General features: G+C 23.1%; 22 protein-coding genes and 1 other RNA gene. 20 read left to right on the forward strand and 3 right to left on the reverse strand.

The window, feature by feature from the left end; genetic code table 4:
- Positions 1–68: 68 nt before the first annotated feature.
- The 3 genes from ACXX84_RS02735 to ssrA all read left to right on the forward strand — a co-directional run bounded on the left by ACXX84_RS02735 (position 69) and on the right by ssrA (position 2858).
- Entirely contained in the window at positions 69–1307 is a 1239-nt protein-coding gene (locus ACXX84_RS02735) for a hypothetical protein (RefSeq protein ID WP_458560403.1), read from the forward strand.
- Between the two features lie 332 nt (positions 1308–1639).
- Entirely contained in the window at positions 1640–2416 is a 777-nt protein-coding gene (locus ACXX84_RS02740; protein WP_458560402.1) for a hypothetical protein, read from the forward strand.
- A gap of 60 nt (positions 2417–2476) precedes the next feature.
- Positions 2477–2858: a transfer-messenger RNA gene (ssrA, locus tag ACXX84_RS02745) on the forward strand.
- 4 nt (positions 2859–2862) lie between these two features.
- On the opposite strand, the gene ACXX84_RS02750 is transcribed toward ssrA, so the two are convergent.
- Both ACXX84_RS02750 and ACXX84_RS02755 read right to left on the reverse strand, forming a co-directional pair.
- Positions 2863–3102: a hypothetical protein gene (locus tag ACXX84_RS02750; protein WP_436359107.1), complete on the reverse strand. Its 240-nt coding sequence runs from the start codon at positions 3100–3102 to the stop codon at positions 2863–2865.
- A gap of 134 nt (positions 3103–3236) precedes the next feature.
- On the reverse strand, positions 3237–3452 hold the full coding sequence (locus ACXX84_RS02755) for an MAG6790 family protein (RefSeq protein WP_436359110.1): 216 nt from the start codon (positions 3450–3452) through the stop codon (positions 3237–3239).
- A 209-nt stretch (positions 3453–3661) separates the two neighbouring features.
- Here ACXX84_RS02755 and ACXX84_RS02760 point away from each other — a divergent pair, with 209 nt between their 5' ends.
- From ACXX84_RS02760 to topA, 10 genes are all read left to right on the forward strand, one after another.
- Complete coding sequence (locus ACXX84_RS02760; RefSeq protein ID WP_436359111.1) at positions 3662–4408, forward strand: YebC/PmpR family DNA-binding transcriptional regulator; 747 nt, start codon at positions 3662–3664, stop codon at positions 4406–4408.
- Positions 4409–4411: 3 nt separating this feature from the next.
- Positions 4412–4840, forward strand: coding sequence for a transcription antitermination factor NusB (locus tag ACXX84_RS02765; protein WP_436359113.1), 429 nt, complete (start codon positions 4412–4414; stop codon positions 4838–4840).
- Complete coding sequence (locus ACXX84_RS02770) at positions 4809–5249, forward strand: hypothetical protein (protein WP_458572867.1); 441 nt, start codon at positions 4809–4811, stop codon at positions 5247–5249. Before ACXX84_RS02765 ends, ACXX84_RS02770 begins: the two co-directional genes overlap by 32 nt.
- Before the next feature lie 2 nt (positions 5250–5251).
- Positions 5252–5986, forward strand: coding sequence for a TlyA family RNA methyltransferase (locus ACXX84_RS02775; RefSeq protein WP_436359116.1), 735 nt, complete (start codon positions 5252–5254; stop codon positions 5984–5986).
- Entirely contained in the window at positions 5979–7130 is a 1152-nt protein-coding gene (locus ACXX84_RS02780) for an aminotransferase class V-fold PLP-dependent enzyme (RefSeq protein ID WP_436359117.1), read from the forward strand. The genes ACXX84_RS02775 and ACXX84_RS02780 overlap by 8 nt, the downstream gene beginning before the upstream one ends.
- Position 7131: 1 nt before the next feature.
- Positions 7132–7569 carry an iron-sulfur cluster assembly scaffold protein gene (locus ACXX84_RS02785; RefSeq protein ID WP_436359118.1) on the forward strand — a complete coding sequence of 146 codons (438 nt, stop codon included), beginning with the start codon at positions 7132–7134 and terminating at the stop codon, positions 7567–7569.
- A 177-nt stretch (positions 7570–7746) separates the two neighbouring features.
- Positions 7747–8619, forward strand: a complete 873-nt coding sequence (rpsB, locus tag ACXX84_RS02790) for a 30S ribosomal protein S2 (protein ID WP_436359119.1) — start codon at positions 7747–7749, stop codon at positions 8617–8619.
- 3 nt (positions 8620–8622) lie between these two features.
- Positions 8623–9531 carry a translation elongation factor Ts gene (gene tsf, locus ACXX84_RS02795; RefSeq protein WP_436359120.1) on the forward strand — a complete coding sequence of 303 codons (909 nt, stop codon included), beginning with the start codon at positions 8623–8625 and terminating at the stop codon, positions 9529–9531.
- Positions 9532–9606: 75 nt separating this feature from the next.
- A complete protein-coding gene (hpt, locus tag ACXX84_RS02800) occupies positions 9607–10158 on the forward strand; it encodes a hypoxanthine phosphoribosyltransferase (protein WP_436359121.1) in 552 nt (183 codons plus the stop codon).
- 23 nt (positions 10159–10181) lie between these two features.
- Complete coding sequence (gene topA, locus ACXX84_RS02805) at positions 10182–12014, forward strand: type I DNA topoisomerase (protein ID WP_436359122.1); 1833 nt, start codon at positions 10182–10184, stop codon at positions 12012–12014.
- Between the two features lie 26 nt (positions 12015–12040).
- On the opposite strand, the gene ACXX84_RS02810 is transcribed toward topA, so the two are convergent.
- Positions 12041–13054, reverse strand: coding sequence for a YhjD/YihY/BrkB family envelope integrity protein (locus ACXX84_RS02810; RefSeq protein WP_436359123.1), 1014 nt, complete (start codon positions 13052–13054; stop codon positions 12041–12043).
- 113 nt (positions 13055–13167) lie between these two features.
- Between ACXX84_RS02810 and ACXX84_RS02815 the strand changes: the two genes are divergently transcribed.
- The 7 genes from ACXX84_RS02815 to ACXX84_RS02845 all read left to right on the forward strand — a co-directional run bounded on the left by ACXX84_RS02815 (position 13168) and on the right by ACXX84_RS02845 (position 25074).
- Positions 13168–13929, forward strand: a complete 762-nt coding sequence (locus ACXX84_RS02815; RefSeq protein WP_436359124.1) for a DNA-processing protein DprA — start codon at positions 13168–13170, stop codon at positions 13927–13929.
- Complete coding sequence (locus ACXX84_RS02820) at positions 13923–14222, forward strand: Mbov_0395 family pilin-like conjugal transfer protein (RefSeq protein ID WP_436359125.1); 300 nt, start codon at positions 13923–13925, stop codon at positions 14220–14222. The genes ACXX84_RS02815 and ACXX84_RS02820 overlap by 7 nt, the downstream gene beginning before the upstream one ends.
- On the forward strand, positions 14222–15418 hold the full coding sequence (locus ACXX84_RS02825) for an Mbov_0396 family ICE element transmembrane protein (RefSeq protein WP_436359126.1): 1197 nt from the start codon (positions 14222–14224) through the stop codon (positions 15416–15418). The genes ACXX84_RS02820 and ACXX84_RS02825 overlap by 1 nt, the downstream gene beginning before the upstream one ends.
- Complete coding sequence (locus ACXX84_RS02830; protein ID WP_436359127.1) at positions 15405–18032, forward strand: Mbov_0397 family ICE element conjugal transfer ATPase; 2628 nt, start codon at positions 15405–15407, stop codon at positions 18030–18032. Before ACXX84_RS02825 ends, ACXX84_RS02830 begins: the two co-directional genes overlap by 14 nt.
- Positions 18022–21996: an Mbov_0399 family ICE element protein gene (locus ACXX84_RS02835; protein WP_458560398.1), complete on the forward strand. Its 3975-nt coding sequence runs from the start codon at positions 18022–18024 to the stop codon at positions 21994–21996. The genes ACXX84_RS02830 and ACXX84_RS02835 overlap by 11 nt, the downstream gene beginning before the upstream one ends.
- A gap of 86 nt (positions 21997–22082) precedes the next feature.
- Positions 22083–24146, forward strand: a complete 2064-nt coding sequence (locus ACXX84_RS02840) for a PTS fructose transporter subunit IIABC (RefSeq protein ID WP_436359130.1) — start codon at positions 22083–22085, stop codon at positions 24144–24146.
- A 1-nt stretch (position 24147) separates the two neighbouring features.
- Positions 24148–25074 (forward strand): PfkB family carbohydrate kinase, encoded by a 927-nt coding sequence (locus ACXX84_RS02845; RefSeq protein ID WP_436359132.1) that lies wholly within the window; start codon positions 24148–24150, stop codon positions 25072–25074.
- Positions 25075–25214: the final 140 nt, after the last annotated feature.

The following is a 25214-nucleotide window of genomic DNA, read 5'->3' on the forward strand; positions in this document are numbered from 1 at the left end:
TATTAAATATGCGAAAAAAAATAAAAAAATCCCGTCAACTGGGAAAGACGGGATATAAAGGAGAATTTATGAAAAAAAGATTTAAATCAGTTTTATTATTAGGTTTACCAACATTAACAACCGTTTTTGCAGTTGTTTCATGTTCTAATCCTGCTAAAACTACTAAAGAAACTAATCAATCATTAGATTATACAACTTATGGAATTACTAAAGCAAACCAAGTAAAAGAAAGAGTATTAGAATTCCCTGCTGCAAGAGGTGAAAATAGAATGGATGAAAACGGAGTTTTCTCATTCCACTTACATAATACACCAGTACAAGGTGTTTCAGGAGAGTGAACAGCTTTTGCAACAGAAGTAAAATCATTAACTGATAACACTCTTGTAAAAGGCGCAAATGGAAAACCAGTAGTAAAAAAAGCTATGGCTATGGCAAAAGAAGTAGATGCTTCCAAAGATTTTCCATTAGTATTTTCATGAACGGGTGATAATAAACTTACAGAAGGAAAATTTTATACATTCATTTTTTGAAAAAATGATGGAACAGAAAAAATTACTTTCAAAAATGATTTTATTAAAGAAAATAAAGATATTTTCCCTGCAACTTCAATTAAAACAATTACTAACTTGTCAATTGATTTTACTGCACCAGAATATGGAGTAACTAAACTTACAACAAGCACTATAAAAGAAAGACAATTACAATTCCCGGCTGCTAGAAGTGAAAACGTATTAGATGCAAATGGTATATTTACTTTTAAATTACATAATACACCAGTACAAGGTGTTAAAGGAGAATGATTAGCATTTGCAACAGAAGTAACTTCATTACATGATAATACTTTAGTAAGAGATGCTAATGGAAAACCAATAGTTAAAAAAACTATGGCTATGGCAAAAGCTAATGCAGATGTAGTTAATGAAAACGCTTTAGAATTTTCATGAACAGGTGATAATAAACTTACAGAAGGAAAATTCTATACATTTATTTTCTTTGCTAAAGATGGAACTGAAAAAATAGTATTTAAACCAGAATTTATAGTTGAAAGCAAAGACACATTTGAAGCGATAAAAGGAACTTCTACAAGAAAATCAAATTCCACTGAAACAATGCATTCAATGGATAAATCAAATATGATGATGAATGATTCTAGTGATAAAACACCAAAACAAAATCCTAATACTTCAAAAGATATGATGCACTCTGATTCTAACAGTATGGAAAAAAATAAAACCACATCAGATAATTCAATGATGATGAATGGTGACCAACACCAAGATTCACCACAACCAATGAAAAATTCATAATATTTATAATTTAAATTTTATGAATTAATTCATTTTTTTGTTTTAAAATAAGAGTTTTTATGCACTTTTTTACTTTTTTTCTTGAAAAATGTAAAAATTGTATTATAATTATTATGTAATAACTAAAAAGTTATTACAATATAGTAAATGCACATTATTAAAAAAACAAATCTAGAATACCCTTTTTAGGGTATTTTTTATCTTGTATATACAAAATAAAAGGAGAAAAATGAAAAAAAATTTAAAATTATTCTCTAATTTTAGTAATTTAATAGCAATATTTATAACTAGTAATAGAAAAAATAAAATTAAAATTGATAATTTAGGTTAATATGAAATTATATGTTTTAATCCCTTTAGCTGTAATCTTTTTTGTTGTTACTTTTTTAATATTGTTATTTGTATATCCTATTTTAATAAGAAAATATTGTGCTAAAATTAGAACATTAATACAAGATAATTATTTTTCTCTTAAAACTTTAGTTACAAATAAAGAAAAAATAGAAAAAAATATTTACTTTAAATTTAATCGTTATAATACACGATCATATATTGGATTGCTTCCTATTTGATATTTTTTGTTTTTGATTATATTTTCTGCAATTTTAAAGGTTTTAGAAGTTGAAGATAGTTTTTACTTTTCATTTACTTGAAAAGTTATATGAATATCATTTATAATTATTTTTTCATTAACTTTGATTTTAGAAATTTTGATATTTATTTTTATTTATAGTTTGATACAATATACAAGAAAAATTGTTATCTTCAATGAAATAATTCTTACTAAAAAGAAAATTTTTAGAAAAGAATTCATTTTTGTTGATGAATATGAAAAATTACCTCAGAAAAAACAAAATCCAAATTATTTAATATTTTTTAAAATGGATTTAAAAACAGAAAATTTTTATAGAGATTTCATCAAACATTTTTCCAAACCAAAAACTGTAAATGACTTTAAAGAAATTTTTAGTCAAATCGAAATTCAATATAAATCAAGAAATGACAATTTTTATTTACCATTTATTGATGAAATTATTTATGATATACATTTTAAAAAAGATTTTCCAAATGTAAAAAAATTTTTAAAATGAGCTTCAAAAATAAAATAATTAAATATCTTGTATTTTCCCTAAGATATTTTTTATTTATGTGATAGAATAATTATGTATGGGGGTGTACTGGCTTCGACATATATAAGTAATATTAAAACTCAGTAGTGTAGTAGACTATAATTACTTCTAGGCTTTTCTAAATGGAAAAGAAAATAAAAAATCAGAAGTAACATTTAACATGTTAGCTTCTGCAAATTCAAATCTAATTTTTGCTTAATTAAAAATTAGTTAAAAAATAAGATTTTCCTTTGATTTTATTTTTTAAGTTTTTTAAAAGGATATTTAGATAGATTTAACTAAAATCTAAAGAAATTTATAGTTAAATAAATTAGATTCTTTTTGTTAGTTTTAGACTAATTTATTATAAAAACTAAATAAACTGTAAACTTTTAATAAAGCTTATGTGTGGACCCGGGTTCAACTCCCGGCATCTCCACCATTTTTTATTTTTTTATTTCAAGCATTTTTTCATATTTAATACTTGTATCATAATAAAAAGCATTGTTGTCTTCAGGATTATTACTATCACTAACTCTATAATAAATTGTATTTGTTTTTGAATCATAACTTAAAAAATGATAGTATTGTTTTTTATAACCGCAAGATAGGCTGTTTTCTTCATCATAATGAGATTTTCAACTGAAAATTTCATTAAAAGTTTTTTTAATTTCTAATTCATTCATAACAAAATCATTATAACACTTAAAAAATAAAAAAATTAAAAAATGAACTTTAAAAAGAAAAAAATCCATTTTTTTGAAGTTTTTTAATTTAAAGTATAAAAAATAGGACTAAATCCTATTTATATTTATGAATTTTATATAGTTTTTACTAATTTTTCTTTAGATAAATCAATTCCATCTGTTTTATTTCTTTGAATATGATAAATTTCAATAGGAACATTACTATTAGTATGAATTCCTTTTTTTTGCTCTCTTATAAAATGAACAATATCTTTTTCTATATCTTCCAGAGAATGTCCTTGAGCAATTACTTCTTTTGTAGATTTTAAAATGGCTTTATATTGATACATATTTACCTCTTTCTTTAATATCTATACAATAAAATTATAAAACTTTTTACAGTAATTTTTAAAAATATAATTAAAAATAACTATACAAATATAAAAAAATAAGTTTTTTTAATTTTTATATAAAAAACCATAATAAAAATCAAAAAATTTATTATAATTTAAAATAAATTATTACATACATATTTAATTCAATAAAATAAGGAGATAAAATGGCTGGACATTCAAAATGAGCTAATATTAAACATAGAAAAGGTGCTCAAGATGCAATAAGAGGAAAAATTTTTGCTAAATTTTCGAAAGAAATAATGGTTGCTGCAGCTAAAGGTGGTGGAGATATAGATACAAATCCAGCTTTAAGATTAGTAGTTTCTAAAGCAAGAGCAAAATCAATGCCTAAAGCTAATATTGAAAAGGCAATTGCAAAAGCAACAGGTGCTTCAAAAGAAGGCATTGATTTTAAAGAAGTTATTTATTCAGGAACTTTAGCAGGTGGTGTAACATTTTTGGTTATTTGTTTAACAGATAATATGAACCGTATTACAGCAAATATTCAAGCACTATTTAAAAAAGCAGGAGGGCAAGTTGGAAAACAAGGTTCTATCCCTTATGTTTTTGATCAAAAAGGTGTTTTAGAAATTGAAAAAAATCTTGCAAATGAAGAAGAATTGATGTTATTTTCTTTAGAAAATGGAGCAGAAGACTTTAAATCAGAAAATGAATATTATGAAATTTATTGTGAACCATCAAAATTTTTAAGTTTAAAAACAGCATTGGATAAACAATACAATTTTGAATATAAAACTGCAGAAGTAACTTATATCCCAAATCAAGAGGTTCAATTAGATGAAGAAAAAACAAAAAAATTATTAGAACATATTGAAAAATTTGAAGACGATGATGACATCCAAGAAGTATTTCATAATATGGATTTATCTGTTCTTTCTGAAGAAGAGTAAAAAATGAAATCAATATCTAGTAAAAAATCAAGAAAGCAATATAGAATTGAGTTAATTTCTGTAATTTATTCTTATGAGTTACAAGATCTTGTAATTGAAAGTAATCGAATTTTTGAGAGTAAAGATTTAAATAAGCAACAAATACAAACATTAGAATTAATAGAAAAACAGTATTTTTTCCATAAAAAAATTATTAGTTCATTTTTTAAAGAAAATGTATTATGAAATAATGTAAAACCTTTAATTAGAGCAATTTTATTGATGGGTGCTTTTGAATTAATGTATTTGGATAAAAGAATAGTAATTAATGAATTCGTAGAAATAACAAAGGATTTTACTTTAGAAGAAGATACAGATTATAAATTTGTGAATGCTATTTTAGATAAAGTAAGTAAAGAATATGAAAAACAATTTAAAATTGAAAAAAATTAATTCTTTAATTAAAAAAAATAATTATGAAAAAGAATATAAATACATTTTTAGTAATAAAAAAATGTATTTTTTAATTACAAAGTTAGCTTTAATATTTAATTTAAAAATTGATATAAAAGAGATTTATGAACAAGAAATTTCATTGATTAAAAAGTTTAATTCAGAATCTTTTATATGGATATCAGAACAAATACTTAATACAGATGAAGTTTTATGTAAAATAGATAATAAAAAAATTTCTACTTATTTGTCTAATTTCCTTTATTTTCGTGTAAAAATAGATCACAATAATATTTTTGAGTTTGAAAAAGAAAGTAGAAAAAAATTTAATTTTTTTGCAAATGAATTAATGGAGTCGACTTGCAATTTTAACTATTATATAACTAAAATTTTAGAGGTAGCAAAATAAAAATGTCTAAATTAACTCTTTTACAACTTTTAGAACAAAAAAATCTTAAAAACGCTGAAACTCTTATTAGGATGGGTAAAGTCAAAGTTAATGGTGAAATTATTTTTATTCCAAGTACTAAAATTTCTTTTGAAAAAGATAAAGTAGAAGTTTTTGAAGAAAAAAAAGAATGAGTTTCTAGAGGGGCTTATAAATTGCTAGAAGCTATTAAACTTTTTAATTTAAATTTTCAAGATAAAACAGTTTTAGATATTGGTTCTTCAACTGGTGGATTTACAGAAGTTAGTTTAAAACATGGTGCAAAAAAAGTTTATTCATTGGATTCTGGAACAAACCAACTTGACTACTCATTAAGAACGAATACAAAGGTAATTCCTTTAGAAAAGACAAATTTAAAGTCAATTTCATTTGAACTTTTTAAAGAAAAAATGGATATCATAGTTTGTGATGTTTCTTTTATAAGTTTAAAAGAAGTGTTTAAGGTAATAAAAGAAATCGTGACATTAAATACAGATATTATGTTATTGATAAAACCACAATTTGAAGCAAGTAGTAAATATGTGGAAAAAGGTGGTTATGTTGACGAAAAGTATCATCAATTTTTAATAAATAGAGTTGTTGAATACGGAAAAGATAATGGTTTTGAACTTATAAAAATTTTCAAATCGCCAATTTTAGGCAATAAATCTAAAAATATAGAATATATAACTTTATTTAAAAGGAGTCAATATGAATAACTACAAAAAATTATTTCCTATGTTATCAAAAATAACATATTTTGATAATGCAGCTTTAGCTCAAAAACCTTTATCAGTAATAGAAGCGGGTGTAGATTTTTATTCAAATTACTCAATAAGTACTAGAACATCAGATTCAAAAATAGGAATCCAGGTTTTAAAAAAAGTGGAAACTGTTAGAAAAAAAATTGCCAAACTTATAGATGCTAAAAAAGATGAAATTATTTTTACATCAGGAACAACTGAATCGATTAATGTATTTGCATTAATGTCTAAACAACTTTTAAAAGCAAATGATGAAATCCTTTTATCATTTTATAATCATTCTTCTAATATAGTTCCTTGAATCGAAATAGCTAAAGAGTTAAATTTAAAAGTAAAATATTCAAAAAACCTTTTAGAAGATATTAATAAAAATACTAAAATTATTTGCTATTCTCAAGTTACAAATAACATAAACCAAAATTTTAATTCTACTGAAATTTATAAAAAAGCAAAAGAAGTAAAAGCAATAGTGTTCAATGATGCTGCTCAAGCAATTGCTCATGACAAAGTTTCTTTTAAAAATTCAGATATAGTAGTTTTTAGTGCAAATAAAATGTATGGACCTACAGGTTTAGGAGTTTTAGCAATAAAAAGTAAAATTTTAAATAAAATTAACCCTGTTATTTTTGGTGGTGGAGCAGTTGAAAAAATAGATAAATCTAATAATTGAACTCGAAAAAGCGGAATTAGTGCTTTTGAACCAGGAACTATGAATTTAGCGGCAATTTGACAATTAGATAAAGCAATTGATTTAATTAACGAAGTTTCAATTGAAAAAATTCATAATTTAAATTTAGAAGTAGCTAATTATTTATATGACCAATTATCAACAATTGAAGGTATAAATATATCATCTAAAAGGGGTGATTTTATAACTTTATTTAACATAAAACAATATGCACCACAAGATATAGCTTCTTATTTAGGTCATAAAGATATATATGTTAGAAGCGGAAATTTTTGTTCAAAACTTCTTTCTGAAGTAGAAAATGAAAATAATTATGTAAGAATTTCTGTAGCTTTTTATAATGATAAAACAGATGTAGATAAATTAGTACAAGCACTAAAAGAAGGAGGAGACTTTTTAAGTTTTATATAAAATGGACGCAAATCAAAAAAGAAAATTAATAATGGATCATTACTCTAATGCAAAAAATAAAGTTGCAGAATTACCAAACTGAAATAATAATTATTTACATAGTTCTAATTGTGTTGATGAAATTTGATTAGCACTTAATTTACAAGAAAATACAGTAATAGATGCTAAATTTAAAGGTATAGGCTGTGCAGTTTTTTTATCTTCAGCAGATATTTTTCTTGACATTATAAAAAACAAAACAATTATAGAAATTAAAGAAATCATCGAAATTTATAAAAGTTTAATAAATCAAAAGAAAAATGTTGATAATTTAGAAAAAATAGGAAATTTAGTGGCGTTTAATGATGTTAAAACTCACTTAAATAGGCTAGAATGTGCTTCAATGATTTATAAAGTAGTGCTAGATAATATTGAATCATGAGTAAATAAAGGAAAATAAACAAAAGAAAGAAACTTAATTTAACTTCTTTCTTTTTATATTGAAAAAATTTGGTAAAATTTAATATATAAAATTTAAAAAATAAAAAAGCACTATAATGAATTCATTTGGGTGTGCTTGAGAAAAGTGCCAAATGTTCGAAATTATAGGAAGAATAACAAATAAAAAGAGGAAAAAATGTCAGAAAAAAAAGAAATGCATCACAATGCAAAAGAAACACATTCTCAATCAAATGAAAGAGAAATTGTTTCAAAACAAAAATTATTAGAAGCTGGAACTTATTTTGGTCACAAAGCTTCACAATGAAATCCTAAAATGAAACCATACATTCATACAAAAAAATTAGGAACACATATTATTGATATCTTAAAAACTCAAAGAGCTTTAGAATTTGCTTACAAATTAGTTTATAAAGCAGCACAAAAAGGAGCTTCATTTATTTTTGTTGGAACAAAAAGACAAGCTAAAAAAGCAGTTGAAGAGCAAGCTTTAAGAACAAATTCAATTTATGTTTCTGAAAGATGATTAGGTGGAACTATTACAAATAATAGAACTATTTTTTCAAGAGTTAGACAAATGGAAGACTTAGAAAAATTAGCAGAAACTAACTTTGAAGGTTACACTAAAAAAGAAGGAGTTTTAAAAACTAAAGAACTTCAAAAATTACACAAAAATCTTCAAGGGATTAGGGAGATGAAAAGACTTCCAGATGTAATGATTATTGCTGATCCTAAAAATGATTTAATTGCTATTAAAGAAGCAAAAAGAAAAGGAATTAAAGTTATTGGTATTTTAGATACAGACGCAGATCCAGAATGAGTAGATTTTGGAATTCCTGCAAACGACGATTCTGTAAAATCAATTACATTAATTTTAACAATTTTAGCAGATGCTATTGTTGCTGCTAAAAATGGAAAACAATTATTTGCATATCAAGAAGATGAAAAAGTTATTTTACCTGAAGATCCAGAAAAAGAAAAAAGAGAATTTCAAAGAAGAAATAACTTCAAAGAAAATGCAAATAAAGTAGAAAAAGTTGAAAAGGAGTAAATAATGGAAAAAGTTAATACAATGGCTCTTATAAAAGAGTTAAGAGAAAGAACAGATGCTCCTATGGTGGATTGTAAAAAAGCTTTAGAAGCTTCAAGTTGAAGTGTTGAAAAAGCAATTTTATGATTACAAGAAAACGGAAAAGCTAAAGCAGCTAAAAAAGCAGGAAGAATTGCTGCAGAAGGTTTAGTATCAGTAGCAACAAATGGAAAAGCTGCTGTAGTTTTTGAAGTAAATTCAGAAACAGACTTTGTTGCACAAAATAAGCAATTTATTGATTTAGTTAATAAAATAGGTCAAGTGCTTTTAAAAGGGGATTTTTCTTCTAATGAAGAAGCAACTCATTTAAAAGATGAAAACGGAAAAACAATTGAAGAGTTATGTGTTGATGCAACTGCAACAATTGGTGAAAAAATTGCTTTTAGAAGAGCTAAAAAATTATCTGCATCTGAATCACAAAGAATTGGTTCATACATTCATACAAACGGAAGAGTTGCATCATTAGTTTTAATTAACGGAGAAAATGAAGAAGCTGCTAAAAATGTTTCAATGCACGTTGCTGCTATGAATCCAGAGTATGCTCTTGTTTCACAAGTTCCAAGTTCTGAAGTTGATAAATTAACTAAAGAATTTACTTTAGAAATTGAAAATGATCCAAAAAATTCTAAAAAACCAGAGAACATTAAACAAATGATGATTAATGGTAAAGTTGAAAAAGAACTTGCTAAAATTGTTTTAGAATTACAAGAATTTGTAATGGACAGCAGTTTTAAAGTTAAATCATATTTAGATTCTAAAAAATCTTCTTTACTAGAAATAGTTCGTTTTGAAGTTGGGGAAGGTATTGAAAAACAAGAAACTGATTTTGCTGCTGAAGTAGCTGCACAAGTAGCTGAAGCAGCAAAAAAATAATATTTTAAAAAATTAGGACAAAAATATTTCCTAATTTTTTATTAATAAATTTAAAAAAAGGATTTTATAAATAAAATGGAAATTGACAAAAGAATAAAAAAAGTGTTATACACAAGAGAACATCTTGAAAAAACAATAAAGGAATTAGCTAACTGAGTTAATGAAACATATAAAGAGTCCAAGGATTTAGTTATTATAGGTTTACTAAAAGGTTCATTACCTTTTCTTGCTCAATTAATTAAAGATATAAAAGTTGATCATATTATTGATTTTATGACTTTATCTTCATATGCAGGTGGGCAACAATCAACTGGATCTGTAAAAATAATTATGGATTTAGCTCATGATATTGTTGGGAAAGATGTTCTAATTACAGAAGATATCATTGATTCAGGGATAACAATTGAAAAAGTTGTGGAATTATTAAAAGCTAAAAAACCAAAAAGTTTAAGAGTTTTAACTTTATTGAATAAACCAAGCGGAAGACAAACAAATTATAATCCAGATAAATTTGGTATTGAAGTTCCTAATGAATTTTTAGTTGGTTTTGGGTTGGATGTAAAGGAAAAAATGAGAAATTTACCATATATTGGAGTTTTTGATGAAAAAAGTTTTGATGATATGTAAATATTCTTATATAATTAAATAATATGAAAAAAATAGTAATTGTTGAGTCACCAAATAAAATTAAAACAATTCAAAAATATTTAGGAACGGATTATCAAGTTATGGCTTGTAATGGGCATATTTTTGAAATGAAAACAAGCGGTATTTACGGTTTAGGGATCGATTTTGAAAATTGAGAACCCATTTATAAAGAAGATATAAAGAAAAAAACTATTATTAAAGAATTGAAAAAAGCTGCAAAAGAATCTGATGAAGTTTTAATCGCAACTGACCCGGATCGTGAAGGAGAAGCGATTGGATATAATTTAGTTGAAGCATTGAATATTGAAAATAAATATCAAAGAATTAAATATAATGAAATCACAGAAGAAGCTATAAAAAACGCTATTAATAAACCTTTAATGATTGATCAAAATTTAATTAATTCACAAAAATCAAGAAGAATGCTCGATAGAATAATTGGTTTTAGATTATCCAACTTATTAACAAGAAAAATTCAAAATGCAAGAACAAACCCTTCAGCAGGAAGAGTTCAATCCATTGCACTTAAATTAGTTGTAGATCGTGAAGAAGAAATCAAAAAATTTATTCCAACTAAATACCACACAATAAAAGCAACATCAGATAATAATTTAGAGTTTAGTTTCTTTTATAAGGACAAGAAAGAATTTGAAAATTCTGAATGAATTAGTAATTTTAACATTAATAAAATAATGTCAGAATTAAAAGGTGATTTAGTTGTTAAAAATATAAAAATAACAAGAAAAGCAGATGCTAAAATTACACCTTTAAAACAATCTACTTTGTTTAAAAAAGCAGGTATGTCTTCTAAGTTAGTAACAAAAGTTTTACAAGAACTTTATGAAGGTATTGATGAAAGTGGTGGATTAATTTCTTATCCAAGAACAGATTCAACTAGATTAAGTCAAACATTTATAAATAACGCTAAAAGTTATGTAGAGAAAAAATACGGAAAAAACTATGTTTCTAATACTGTAAAAGGGATTTCTGGAGATCAAGATGCCCACGAAGCCATTAGACCTACAGATTGAACATTAACACCTGATATGGCTAAAGTTAAATTTAATTTAAATGATTCACAATATAAAATTTATAATTTAATTTATAACATTTCTTTACAAGCTGTTATGGAAACACCTATTAGAGAAATCGTTCGTTATGAATTCGAAAATAACGGACACTGATTTAAATTAAGTTCTTCCAAAGTAGTTTTTGATGGATATTTTTCTTTAATAGGTCGTGATAAAGATGATTTTATCCCTGATTTTAAGAAAGGTGAAATTGTAAAAGTTAACGAATACATTCCTTCTGAAAATCAAACAAACCCACCAAGCAGATATAATGAAGGTTCTTTAATTGAAGCTATGGATGAAATTAAAGTAGGAAGACCATCCACCTTTTCATCAACAGTTTCTGTTTTAAAAGATAGATTTTATGTTGAATCTAAAAATAATGCATTAATACCTACGGATTTTGGTTATGCTGCTTTAGAAGTTTTAAAAGATTCAGTTCCTAAAATTATTCAAGAAAAATACACTTCTTCTATTGAAGAAGAATTAAATGAAATTGCAGAAGGTAAAGAAGATTACAAATCTTTTATGAATACTTTCTGAAATGATTTTCAAGAAAAAATGGCTGATTCAGAACAAAATAATAAAAAAGTGCAAATTCCACTGGAATATACAGGGGAAAATTGTCCTGAGAATGAAGCACCTTTAATTTATCGTTATAATAAGAAAAACGGTCAAAGATTTATTGGATGTTCTTCATTTCCTGAATGTAAATTTATGAAACCTGATCCAGACGCTAAAAAGGTTTTTAGACGTAAAAAATAAACAAAAACACAGAATTTTTCTGTGTTTTATATTTTTGTTTTTTGAAATTTATATTTATGTTTAGTAATTTGACTAAATAAACTCTTATAAAATGCTTCGTTTATTATAACTCCAAAATATAACAAGTATGAAATATATAAACAAAATGTAGAAAGATATAAAAAAGTAGCTAATGTTCCAAACTTATCATAATTAATAAATTTTGCTGATGCTAGAAAACCAAAAATAATTGAAAATAAAGTTGAAGATAATGCACTAATAAAAGTTCCTGGCAAAATTTGTTTAAAGCTAATTTTAAATACAGGGCTTATTTTTAAAGTAATTAATCATGTAATATAAAAAAACATAAATAAAAATATAATTGAAATTAAATAAAAAGACAAATCATATAATCAAATTTCTTCAATTTTACTTTTTAATGAAATAAAAATTAAAGAAGAAACACTTAAAAATAAAGATAAAATTGTTGAAATTATTATTACAATTAATATTCCTTTTAAACGATTTAAAAAGATATTTCCCGTATTTTTGTGATTATAAATAACAGATTGACTAGATATAAATTTTGCATAACCTGATGACGCAATTCAAAGCGATGAAATTAATAATAAAATAAAAGTAGTTGTTTCTCAAGTTGTGCTTGAAAAAATATTAAGTGTTTTTGGAATTGAATTATTAATTCCTGGAATATAACGATTTAAAATTTGTTCTAATAAAAAATCTTTGAGATTTTCTAAATTATTTGAAAATCAACCAAAATTAATAGAAGAAATAATTGAAAAACTAATAATAAGAATAGGTATAAAGGAAACAAAAAGATAAAAAGCAAATCCAGGTGGTAAAAAAGCAAATTCCACAGAAGCTAACTTATTAATACTTCTAGACACTAGAGTTTTAACTTCATCTTTTCTAGTTTTTCAAGTTTTAGGTCTTATAGATATTTTTAATATTATTAAAATAAAGAAATTTAAAAGTCTTTTTATCAAAAATTTATTTTTCTTTTTTATTAATTTGTCTTTAAATCAATTATTGTTTTTCATTGCTAAATTATACTATTTAGTCTTATAAATTTATGAAAAATTGCTCTTTTTTCCTAAATTAGTTTTTTTTATTATTTTTTATTAAAAAAAAGAAAATTTAAATGGAGGGAAAAATGAATAATATATTAATTTATTTTGCAATAAAATACTCAGGAAATTTTATGGAAATTTATAATGCTTTAAAAACATTAGAAAAAGTACCAGAAGAAGAACTGGAAAAAATAGATGATTTGGTCAAAAGTAAAGAAATAAAAGCAATTACTATAATGGATGAAGAATATCCTGAATCTTTTAAAATATTAACAAATCCACCTTTTGTTATATTTTATGAAGGAAATATAGAACTTTTAAAAAGAGAATGAAAAATGACTTTAACAGGTGATTTTCATAATGAAAAAATAGATGAATTTCTTAATCAATCATTACCAGAGGTTATAAAAAGACATACATTAGTAACTTGTTATTATAAAAACTTAGACATGAAAATCAATGATTTTTATAAACTAAAACAAGGTGAAACTATTTATATTTCAGCAAATGGGTTAAATAATCCTTATTTTGCCAACAAAGTGGATTTGGATGAAAAGACTTTAATTATTTCTGAATATCCAAATAATGTCAATATTTCAAAAAATAAATTGAGAAACAGAAATAGACTGGTTGCAGCATTGAGTGATGCACTTATAATTTATTCTTCAAAAACTAAAAGTGGAATAATGAATTTGGTTAGCAATTTTCTTAATGTCGGAAAAGAAGTTTACTGTTTTCCTGGTGACTTTAGCGAAGAAGATGGAAACTCTAGTTTAATAAAACAAGGGGCTAATTTAATAACTTCTGTAAAGGATGTCTATGAATTTAAGGAGAAAGAATGTTAAAGTTATTTGCTAGCGATAGTGGTGAAGTAATAATTAACGAAATTGCTGAAAAAACAAGTTCAATTGGTTATATTGTTTTATCTGCATTTGCAGGACTTGTAGGTTTTTTATTGATGATTGCAGCGATTTATACTGGTATAAAAATCGTTTATTCTATTGGTGAAAAAAGAAAAGCTAATATTGTACATTTTTTTATAATTTTAGTTATTTTTGTAGTTATAATCATAATTTTCGCTATTGGTGTAAATTTTGCAGTTGATATAAGTAAAAAAGCAGCTTCTGGAATATCATAATGCTAGATATAGTTGATAGAATTTTTTATTCTATTTTTTCATTTTTTTGGTTTGTTTTCATAACAATACCTTTTAAATTTTTATCTGTAATTACACAAGTTTTTAATTTTTTAAGCACGCCTTTAATTAATCTTTTATTTTTTGGCAAAGCTGCAGAGCAATTAAAGTATAGTGAGATTAAAATACCTATTGTTTTTAGTGCTTTTTTGATAATTAACAGCATTGTATTTATAGGAATTTTTATATCTGTTATTATTAAATTGTCATTCTCAAAGAAAAACGATAAAAATGTGAAAATTCTTAATCTTTTTAAGAATATAATACCTTCAATTTTATTAGTTTTTCTTATTCCACTTTTAAGTTTTATTGTTATTAATATATTTAATAGTATATTTAATATTTTGATTATAAGTTTTAATAGTAAAACTAATATAGCTAACAATATATTTTTAGCACTAAAACCAGAAGATATACAGGAAAGCATTTGAACAAAATTGACAAATAATAATTCTTATTCAGTTATTGATTTTGAAACTTATAAAAATCTTTCTGTTTCATCTTCACAATTGCTATTTTTTCCTGCAATAGTAGGTATTTCGTTAATAATTATTTTTATAAAAAGTGGTATAAATTTAGCTAATAAAACATTTCAATATTTCTTTTTATTTTTAATTTCTCCGTTTATCTTTTCAACAATTTTAATGGATGAAGGTAAGAAATTTTTATATTGAAAAAGAAGTTTCTTTTCAAAACTTATTTCTATTTTTGTTTATTTAGTGATTCTGAATATTTTTTCTTTTTATGCTATTTCTATAAATTCATGAATAACTGAAGTTAATAGTTTAAATTATTTTAGCAAAATGTTTATTTTAACTATTTTGTTAATAGGAGGTGCTATTTCTTGTAATAAGTTTTTAAAATATATTTCAATTTTAACAAATCAAGAATATAAAATAAAAGAAAATATAAAGGAAACTAATAGTGTTTTAAAAGAAATCAAAAATTTTATAAAAAATAAAGAAATAATTAAAAGTCAAAATGCAAATCTTAAAAATAATAAAACAGAGTTAACTAAATTTATTTCCATTGAAGAACTAAATTCAAAAAAAATATCTCTACAATTAGATGATATACATTTGAATAAAACATATAACGATATAACCACTAATTTGAAAGGAAAAAATGCTTCAACCTAAAAGTATCAAAAAAAATAAAATATTGATAGCAAGAAATTTTTATTTATCTGATTTAATATTTCTTTTTTCTGAAATTATAATTTCTTTTTTTATAGGTTGATATTCTGTTCCAGATATTTTAAAATATAAAAAAATAATTTCAATTTCTATTATTTTTGTTTTATCATTGCTTTTTGCTTCTTTATTAATTTATATTCCATCACATAATGCAAGAATTTGAGTTATTCTATGAAGAATTATAATGTTTTGGACAGAAAATAAGAATTTTAGTAAAAGTTCTAAAAAAACAAACACAAATTTTTTTGTAAATTTAGATGATATAAATGATGATGGTCAAATTAAACTTAAAAATTTAATAGAAAATAAATATAAGTTTATATCAGTCATAAAATTTGATGGTTTGAATATTTGAACAAGAAACACTGAAGAAAAGAAATATTTTTTAGATCAGTTTGTTAGTTTTTTTAACACAAGAGAAGAAAAAATTTCTTTTTTAAAAGCAAGAAAAAATATAAATTTTTCTATAAATATTGATGAAGAAAAAGATTTTAAATTTGTAAATCAAGAAGTAAATTCATATATTGATAATTGTAAAGAAGATATAAAAAACCTTCAGAATTTTGAATTTGAAGATGAATATTTTCTTATTATATTTTCTTCAAAAAAAGAAAGTATAAATGAAGAATTAAAATATATTAAAGACTTTTTTGATAAACAAGAAATATCTAATAATACACTAAATAAAGAAAATGTTATAAAATTTTTATTTTCTTTTTTTAATCCTTTTGAAAATCTTTTAAATGATTTTTATGAAATTAATAGTAAAGAAAAATTAATTGATTTGTTAAAACCTAAAAAATTAGTTTTTAAGAAAAATCATTTTTCTGTTAACTCTTTTCAAGGTAAAATTAGCACCATTAATGATTTAGCATTAAATTTAAATGTAGGATGAGCTGAAACATTTTTCAATTCTAATAATTCTTGAATTATTTGACATTTATCACCTATAGCTTCCGAAGATTATGAAAAAATAATAAACGCTGCTAATAATAAAGTGCTTACCAGTATGGCATTTAATAAAAAATCTCAATATAGAAGCAAAAAAGAGTTAAAAAATATTGAAGCACTTGATGAATTATCTTATCTTTTAAATGTGGAAAATTATAAGTTATTTAAGACATCAATGCTTTTTTTAAATATTAATAAAAATTTAAGTGAATTAAAAAATGATGTAAATTTAGTTTTAAATAATTCAATAAAAAAGGAGAAATCAATAATGAATAAATTAAATTTTAGACAAATAGATGCATATAAAACCTTTTCTTTTTTAAATAATGATCAATTAAAAGAAAATATAGAAATGGTTTCAAGAAATATTGCTTATGCTTGACCGTTTACATTTGAAAAAAATATTGATAAAAATTCGTTTCTACTTGGAAAAAATAAAAAGCAATCTATAATTTGAGATATTTGAAAAAGAAATTTTAATCATACAAATTCAAATTGTATTTTTTTCGGTACTTCTGGTAGTGGTAAAACTACTACAATAAAAAAGATTATTTTAGATAATTATCTCAAAAATAATAGTTCAGTTATAATAATTGATCCACAAAGAGAATATCAAAATTTTAAAAATATGTTTCCCATTAGTTGACTTGATTTAGGTACAGGAAAAACAACTATAAATCCTTTACAAATGTTTGTTATAGATTATAAAAATATAGAAAGATCTATAACAAATCAAATAGTATTTTTTATAAATTGAATTAAAATATTATATCCAAATTTAACAGAAGAAAAAGAATACATACTTATAAAAGCGTTAAAAGAAATTTATAATAATTTAAATTTAAAAGATGATATAGTGAATTTCCCTATAATTAGTGATTTAATAATTAAAGTTAAGGAAATAAATTTTGATAAAAATTATAAAGAAATATATGAAAAAGAAAGGATAAAATTGCTAGAATGATTAAAAATTAATTTTGAAAATAGTGGAATTTATTCATCTAATTATAATGGTAAAACTAATTTGGATTTAAATTCAGATTTTATTATTATAGATGTAAAGACATTTACAGAAAATTCTACAAAAGAAAATTCCAATGCTTTTTTCTTTATGATTTTAAATTTAATTCAAACAAAAATAAACGATAATTTTTATAAAAATAAAAGAAAAAGTTTAGTTATTTTTGATGAAGTTCATAAATTTTTAGACCACAAAAACTTGCAAACATTAGACTTTATTTTTGATACTGCTAAAACCATAAGAAAATTTAAAGGTTCACTTATTTTATCTACACAAAATCCATCTGACTTTTCATTAAATGAAAATATGAGAAATAAAACTAATGGAATCTTAAAAAATATTCAATATAAATTCTTATTCAATTTACCTGGTGACGATATAAAAATAATTAATTCTTTATTTAATCCTTTTTCAAAAAATGAAAATTTTAATTTAATAAATGAATTTGATACTAACTTCTTATTAAATGCAAGAAAAGGAGAATCTTTACTTGTATCTTCTTTGAAAAAGAAAGTATATTTTAGAGTTTATTATAACGAAATAGAGAAAAATATGCTAATTAATATGGAGAATAATGAAAATTAATAATTTTTTATTAACAACTGTTCCGTTTATACCTTTTATGATGTCATCAATGGAATTGAATGAACAAAACATTAGGGATAATTCAAAAACTAATCATAATTTTAATGAAAGATTTGTAACTGAATTTGAGTTTTCACCTAATTTAAGAGATTTATTAACTTATAGTGAATGAATAAGATCTTTCAATGAAATAAATTCAAATAAAAAACCATTTACTGTTTTTTATGATAGTTATAATTGAAATAGAAAATATGCTCAACATGAATACACAAATAAAAAAGGTGGTTTTGGATTATGAAGTTGAGTAAATTACTTAAATCCCAAATGATATGGAGCTAATATAAATATAGCTTCTGGTTTAGAAGGGTGAACATATCAAAATTTTAATTTTCAAAGAACGGAATTTATAGGATCTAAATTAGCTCCAAATGGTTTAAATCATGATGATGGTTCTTTTGCAATTCACAATTCTTATATTAGATATAATATTTTAAATAATCAACATAAACAGTTATATTTTTACTTTGGATTAGATAAGCAAAATGAAAATTTTCCTGATTTACAATTTTCTACAAGTGGTTCTAATGGTTTGAATATCAGTAAGTATGTTTTTGGCAAGTTAAATGAAAAAGTTGACGAATATAAAGAACGTTTTTCAACAAATAATAAAGAAATAAAAAGTTTTTTTATGGATAATTTAAAAGTAGAATTACAATTTTATTTAACCAATGGACAATTTAATGGCAATAATATAGATAATATTCATGTTAGATTAACAAATTTTAAAGTTAAATTATCTTTTAATTTTCACATTAATTATGATTTATTGAATGTAGACCATTATGAAACTTTAAAAAGTTTAAATATTATAAAAAATAGATTTTTTTCTAATTTTTTAACTAATAATTACTTAGAAATTAATACAGATACAGGTGCATCTAATGGTCTTTATACAGAAAAAAGAAGTAGTTCATTAAAAACAAATATTGAGTATTTAGAAGAAAAAATTAGAAAATTTAAAAGTAGTTATAATGATGTAAAGTTTGCAAACGATATCAATCTTCAATATAGAACAGTTAGAAAATCAAATATAGAAACTATCAATTTTTCTTTAAGATATAGAAATAAAATCACAAATTCAGAAAATATATTGAATTTAACTGAAAATACAACAATAAAATATAAAGAAACTGAAATTTTTAGAAGTCAACTTATGAAAGATAGACTAGTTATAGTTCCTGGTAAATATTTAGATATAACTAATTATAATTCATTAGAGTTGATAAATGATTCAAGAACTAGAAAAGCAAATGATAAAAATATAACTGAAACTTATGGTGGTCATTGAGTTTATAATACTCCAGTTAAAATAAATTTTAAAACCTTACCACAAGAAAATGAAATTCTTTACATTAACGATAGAAAGATAGATGTAATAAACAGAGATTTCTTCTATGACTTAAATTTTAACTACAAAGAATCTACAAATGCGGTCTATAAAATAGATTTGGTGAAATATGATAAAAGTGATATAAATAAAGAAAATAAAAATGAAATCTTCAGATGAACCGCTATTATTGAAATAGAAAATAACAATTTAGATTTAAAATTAAGGTGATTTGCTTGAGATCCAGCAAATAATAAAAATCAAAGAGATTTAATAGAACCTTTTTTAAAGGATTCAAACAATAATTTTATTTTAAATAACGATGGTTCAAAAAAGAAAAACCCATTTTATGACCCATTAATAGATAAAGAAACCGGAACTAAAAAACAGTTAGTTTGAGTTGATTATTCCAATAATTCAAATTTATTGCCTTATGAAACAATTTTTCTTCAAGATCCTATTGACAGTTTAGGAAAAATAAGAAATAAAAATTTTGAAAAAATAGGTTTTATTGCTGAAGCTGTTGTAATAGAAAAAGGGGTAAATTTAAAGGTAAATGATTCAACATCATCAAATAAAAGATTTAAAATTTACAATCAAAATAATGAATTTAATTTGATTGATGATAATGAAAATAACCATAATGGAACACCGATAAAAATAAGCGAAAATGAAAATAATTATTTTTCAAGTTCTGGAATTTGATTGTTTACATCAAAATTGCCAAAAGGATTAACAAATTATAAAATAGCACTAATTGGCAATAAAAAAAGTAATAACAATTTCACTTCAATTTTTGTAAATTCCAAGATTTCAAACTTTTTTGATACATTATATGGAAAACATTTATCTATTTATTTAAAAAATAAATATAAATTTAATGAAGAAACTATAAAAAATATAAATTATGAAAAAATAATAAAGTACTGACAAGAATATGTGAGCAGTTCCATAAATGGTTATTTTCAAAATACAATTTTAGAAAATACCATTGAAATAAATCCTTTAATTAACGAGGAAGGAATTAAACTTCAAGCTAAGTCAATAAATGAAAAAGACTTTGAAAGCAACAAAAATTTTTTTAATGAAAACATTTTGGATTTTGAAAACAAAGATAAAACCATATGAAAAATTGAACAATTAAAAACTAATAAAAATATTATTAAAATAAGTTTTGATATAAAAGAAGAAGTTTCCAATTCTGATTTTGTTATAAATAATAAATATTTTTACATTCCTGTTTCTTGAAGAACTGATTATTTACAAGAAATTGAGCATTTAAATAGTGCTGATAAAACTGAAATTATACCTTCTATAGATAAAGAATATATATCTAAAAATTTTTCTTTAGAACAGGAGTTAAATGCTAATTCTGAATGGTTCAATTTTGAAAATAAAGACAAAGTGAGTTATTTTATTGAAAAACTGGATGACAAATTAATTTTTAATTTTGAAGTTATTCACCATTTTCAAGAGCAATATTTTATAAAAAAAGAAAACTCCAGTATCGTTTATAAAATAAAAAGTAACACTAATTTTAAATTAGTTAAAAAGATGTTTAATAATTTTTCATCCAATAGTATTAATTTAGGAAATGAAACAAATAGTGAAAAAATTTTAGAAAAAATTAAAAATTTTTTAGCAGAAAATATCTCAAATAATTTTAATTATAATGAAGATTATTTCATTGAAAACGAAACTGAAAAAGTAGAAGAAATAATTAATTTAGCAAATAGAAATAAAGAAGATTTTATATATTTAAAAATAAAATCTAATCATAGTGATGAAAATAAAATAATAACTATATTCAATTTTGAAAATAAAACAAGAAAAATAAAGGAAATTTTGGATTTAAGCACTATAAAAATGGAAGATTTGATACTAAAATCTATTGATGAAATAGAGATTAAAAATAAAATAATTTCTTACATAAATACTTATTTTATTAATAATAATATTTCTTTTCCTAATGAATTAGAAATTGAATATTTTGATGAAAAAATTTTATCTTTAATTGCTCATAGAAACAAATTCATTTTTTTCAAAATAAAAGGAAAATATGACAATATAGTTAATTTTTCGACACTCAAAGTAAAAATAGAAAATATAGAAAATCAAAAATTAATTGATTTGAGTAATTATAAAATTCCTGAATTAAAGACTGAATTAGGAAATTATTTTGAGTTAAAAAACAAAATAATTAATTATATTAAAGATTATTTTAATGAATTTTTGTTTAATTATGAAAGTGATTATTTTATTTTAGATATAGAAAATAAAGAAAAAATAGAGAAATTGGTATCAAAAAGCGGTAGTAATATTTTGAATTTTGAAATAATTCCCAATTTAAATAATAAAGAAAACAAATTGGTTGGTAAAACAAGATTTTATGTCATAAATTTTTTGTCAAAAGAAAAGTTTAAAAACATAAAAGAAACTTTTAACAAAGAACAGAAAAATAATAAATCAAAAAAATTTAACTTTCTTTGATTAATACCTATTTTTGCTTTTTTAACCACTTCATCCACGTTAATAGGTATTAAATTTTATAAAAAATTCTTTAAATATAGAAAATAATTTGATATAACCATTATTTTTTTATATCATAATATGTTTCTTTATTTGGTATAATTAAATTCAAATTATACAAAGAAAGGAAAATTATGAAAATAAAAGATTTATTTAAAAATAAAGATACTATTTATTTAAATAAAGAATTTAGTTCTAAAAAAGAAGTTTTAAATTTCTTTTCTAAAGAACTTTATTCTAAAAAATACAGTGATAATCAAGAAACTGTTTTTAATTTATTTTTAAAAAGAGAAGAACAAGATTCAACTGGTATAGGTGACTATATTGCAGTTCCACATATGAGTGATGATTGTATTAAGGAATCAACTTTATTATTTGCAAGAGTTAATAATTTAGATTGAAATTCCATAGATGGAAAACCTGTTAAATACATTTTTGCTATGGCTTTTTCTAATCAACAAAGAGAAAATTCTCATTTAGATATAATGTCAAAATTAGCAAAATTTTTAACCAAACCTGATTTTATTGAATCTTTAGAAAGAATTCAAACAGTAGATGATTTTATGTTATTAATTGAAAAATATGAGCAAGAAAATGATAAAAATACAAATAATAACAATTTAAATCAAACATATGATATAGTTGCTGTAACCGCTTGTCCAACAGGAATTGCTCATACTTATTTAGCCGAGCAAAAATTAATTGAACAGGCTAAAAAAATGAATCTTTCAATAAAGGTAGAAACACAAGGTGCAGATGGAATAAAAAATCCTTTATCAAGTGCTGAAATCGAAAAAGCAAAAGGTGTAATTTTAGCTGTTGATAGAGAAATAGAAAAAGAAAAATTTGCCAACTGTTCTAATGTTATTGAAATTTCAACTCAAAAGGCAATACATAAACCAGAAGAACAAATTCAAAAAATTTTAGATAATAAAGGAACCAAAATTAAATCTGTTTCTTCTGGAAATAAAACTGAAAACGTAGAAGGGGAATTAAGTTTTAGTGGTTTTGCTAAAAAAATGCATCGTTCCCTATTAACTGGTATTTCATATATGTTACCTTTTATAGTTTTTGGTGGAATTATTTTAGCTATTGGATTCATTATCGATTTAATAGTAGGTAAAGCATTAGGTGTTGATATTCAATCTAACGGATTTTTAGCATCATTTGGATTTAATAACGGTGTTGCTAATCTATTTTTCAAAATAGGTAAAGTATCACTTGGATTAGCGGTTCCTGTGCTTACAGCTTATATTTCTTTTGCTTTAGTAGGAAGACAAGGGTTATTACCTGGTTTTGTGATCGGGACAATAGCAAGTGGAGGATTATCAGATACATATTCATTCTTGTTACCATCAATTACTAACTCAGGAGTAAATAATGCTGATAAATTTTTAGGAACTGGGTCAGGTTTTGTTGGTGGAATACTTGGAGCATTTTTTGTAGGTGCAATGATAATTGTATTTTCTAAATATGTTTTTGGAAAACTTCCAAAACATTTACAAGGAATTAAAAATATTTTATTTATTCCTTTATTTGGAACAATTGTTATAGCTTTAGCATTTTGAGTTGTTAACATAGTATTAATTTATGTAAATTTAGGTTTAGTATTATTTTTACAATTAATGCAAAATAAACCTTATTTAGCATGATTACTAGGACTAATTCTTGGTTCAATGATGGCAATTGACTTAGGTGGACCAATTAATAAAGCTGCATACATTTTTGGTACATTAACAATTGTAAATGGTCAATCTTCAGTTTCTATGGCTGCAGTAATGGCGGCTGGTATGGTTCCTCCTTTAGGAATTTCATTATCAATGTTTATTAGTAAAAAATTATGAACTAAAGAAGAAATTGAAGCTGGAAGAATTTCTAACATAATTTTTGGTTTATCATTCATTTCAGAAGGAGCAATTCCTTATACTTCACAAAGACCAAAAATATTAGTACCTGCTAACATTGTGGGTGGAGCAGTTGCTGGTATAGTTTCTGCACTTCTTGGTGTTAATATTGTTGCACCACATGGTGGAATGTTTGTTGTCTTTTTAGCAAGAACACATCTATTTAATAGTTTTGGATTGCAAATTGGTTTAGGTATTGTATTTTGAATTTTAGCTATTTTACTTGGATCTTTTGCATCAGCATTAACAATAATTTTAATGCACAAATTTGCAAATAAAAAACAAGCTAAATAATATGAGTAAAAATATTTATACTTTAACACTTTCTCCATCAAAAGATTTGGTTATTGAAAACGCAACTTTTAATTTAAAAGAAGTAAATAGATATATTGATTCACACATTTTCCCAGGCGGAAAAGGAATAAATGCTTCAATTATTTTGAAAAGACACGATATCGATAATACAGCAATAAGTTTTTTTGATGCAGATACTTATAAAGAATTTAAAGAAATTTTTAATACTGAAAATATTAAATTAATAAATATAGATCACCCTAAAAAAACAAGACTAAATATAAAATTTTACGGAAAAAATACAGATTTTGAACTAAATGGACCTAAAACTAATTTGTCTTATGATTTAGTTGGAAAACTCAAAAAAGAATTAAATAAAATAACCAAAAATGATCTTCTTTTAATCATGGGACATAGCAATGAATTTATAACAGAAGAAATTATTGAAATTATTTATCAAAAAGGAATTAATTTTGTTTTAGACATTGATACAGAAAAAATGCAAACATATATTAAATACAATCCTTTTTTAATTAAACCTAATAAGGACGAGTTAGAAAGAAATTTCAATACAAAAATTTCTTCAGAAAAAGAATTAATAGAAATAATGAAAAAAATTCAAAACAATGGATGTCAAAATGTTATGGTTTCATTGGATAAAAATGGTTCATATTTATTAACTAAAGAAAAAGAAATTTATAAAGCATCAGTAATTGAGAAAATAAATGTTGTTTCCGCCACAGGAGCGGGAGACACAGTTATTTCTATGTTTGTTTCAAACTATTTTTTAAACTTAGAGAATGCTGAAAATTCTTTTCGTATAGCTAATGCAGCAGCAATGGGGACTGTTGCTTCTCAATGATTAGGAAATAAAAAATTAACAGAAAAATTTTTAAATAACGTAAAAATTGAGAAATTATCTTATTAAACACCATTTAAATTATGGTGTTTTTTCATTTTAAACCTAAATTTTTACTATTTTTCTATACTTAGGAAAAAATGACACATTTTCGACAAAAAAATGTGTTTTTTTATCAAAATTTTTGATTTTTTTCTTTAATTTTTTCA

The sequence above is a fragment of the Mycoplasma sp. AC157 genome (assembly GCF_054343415.1).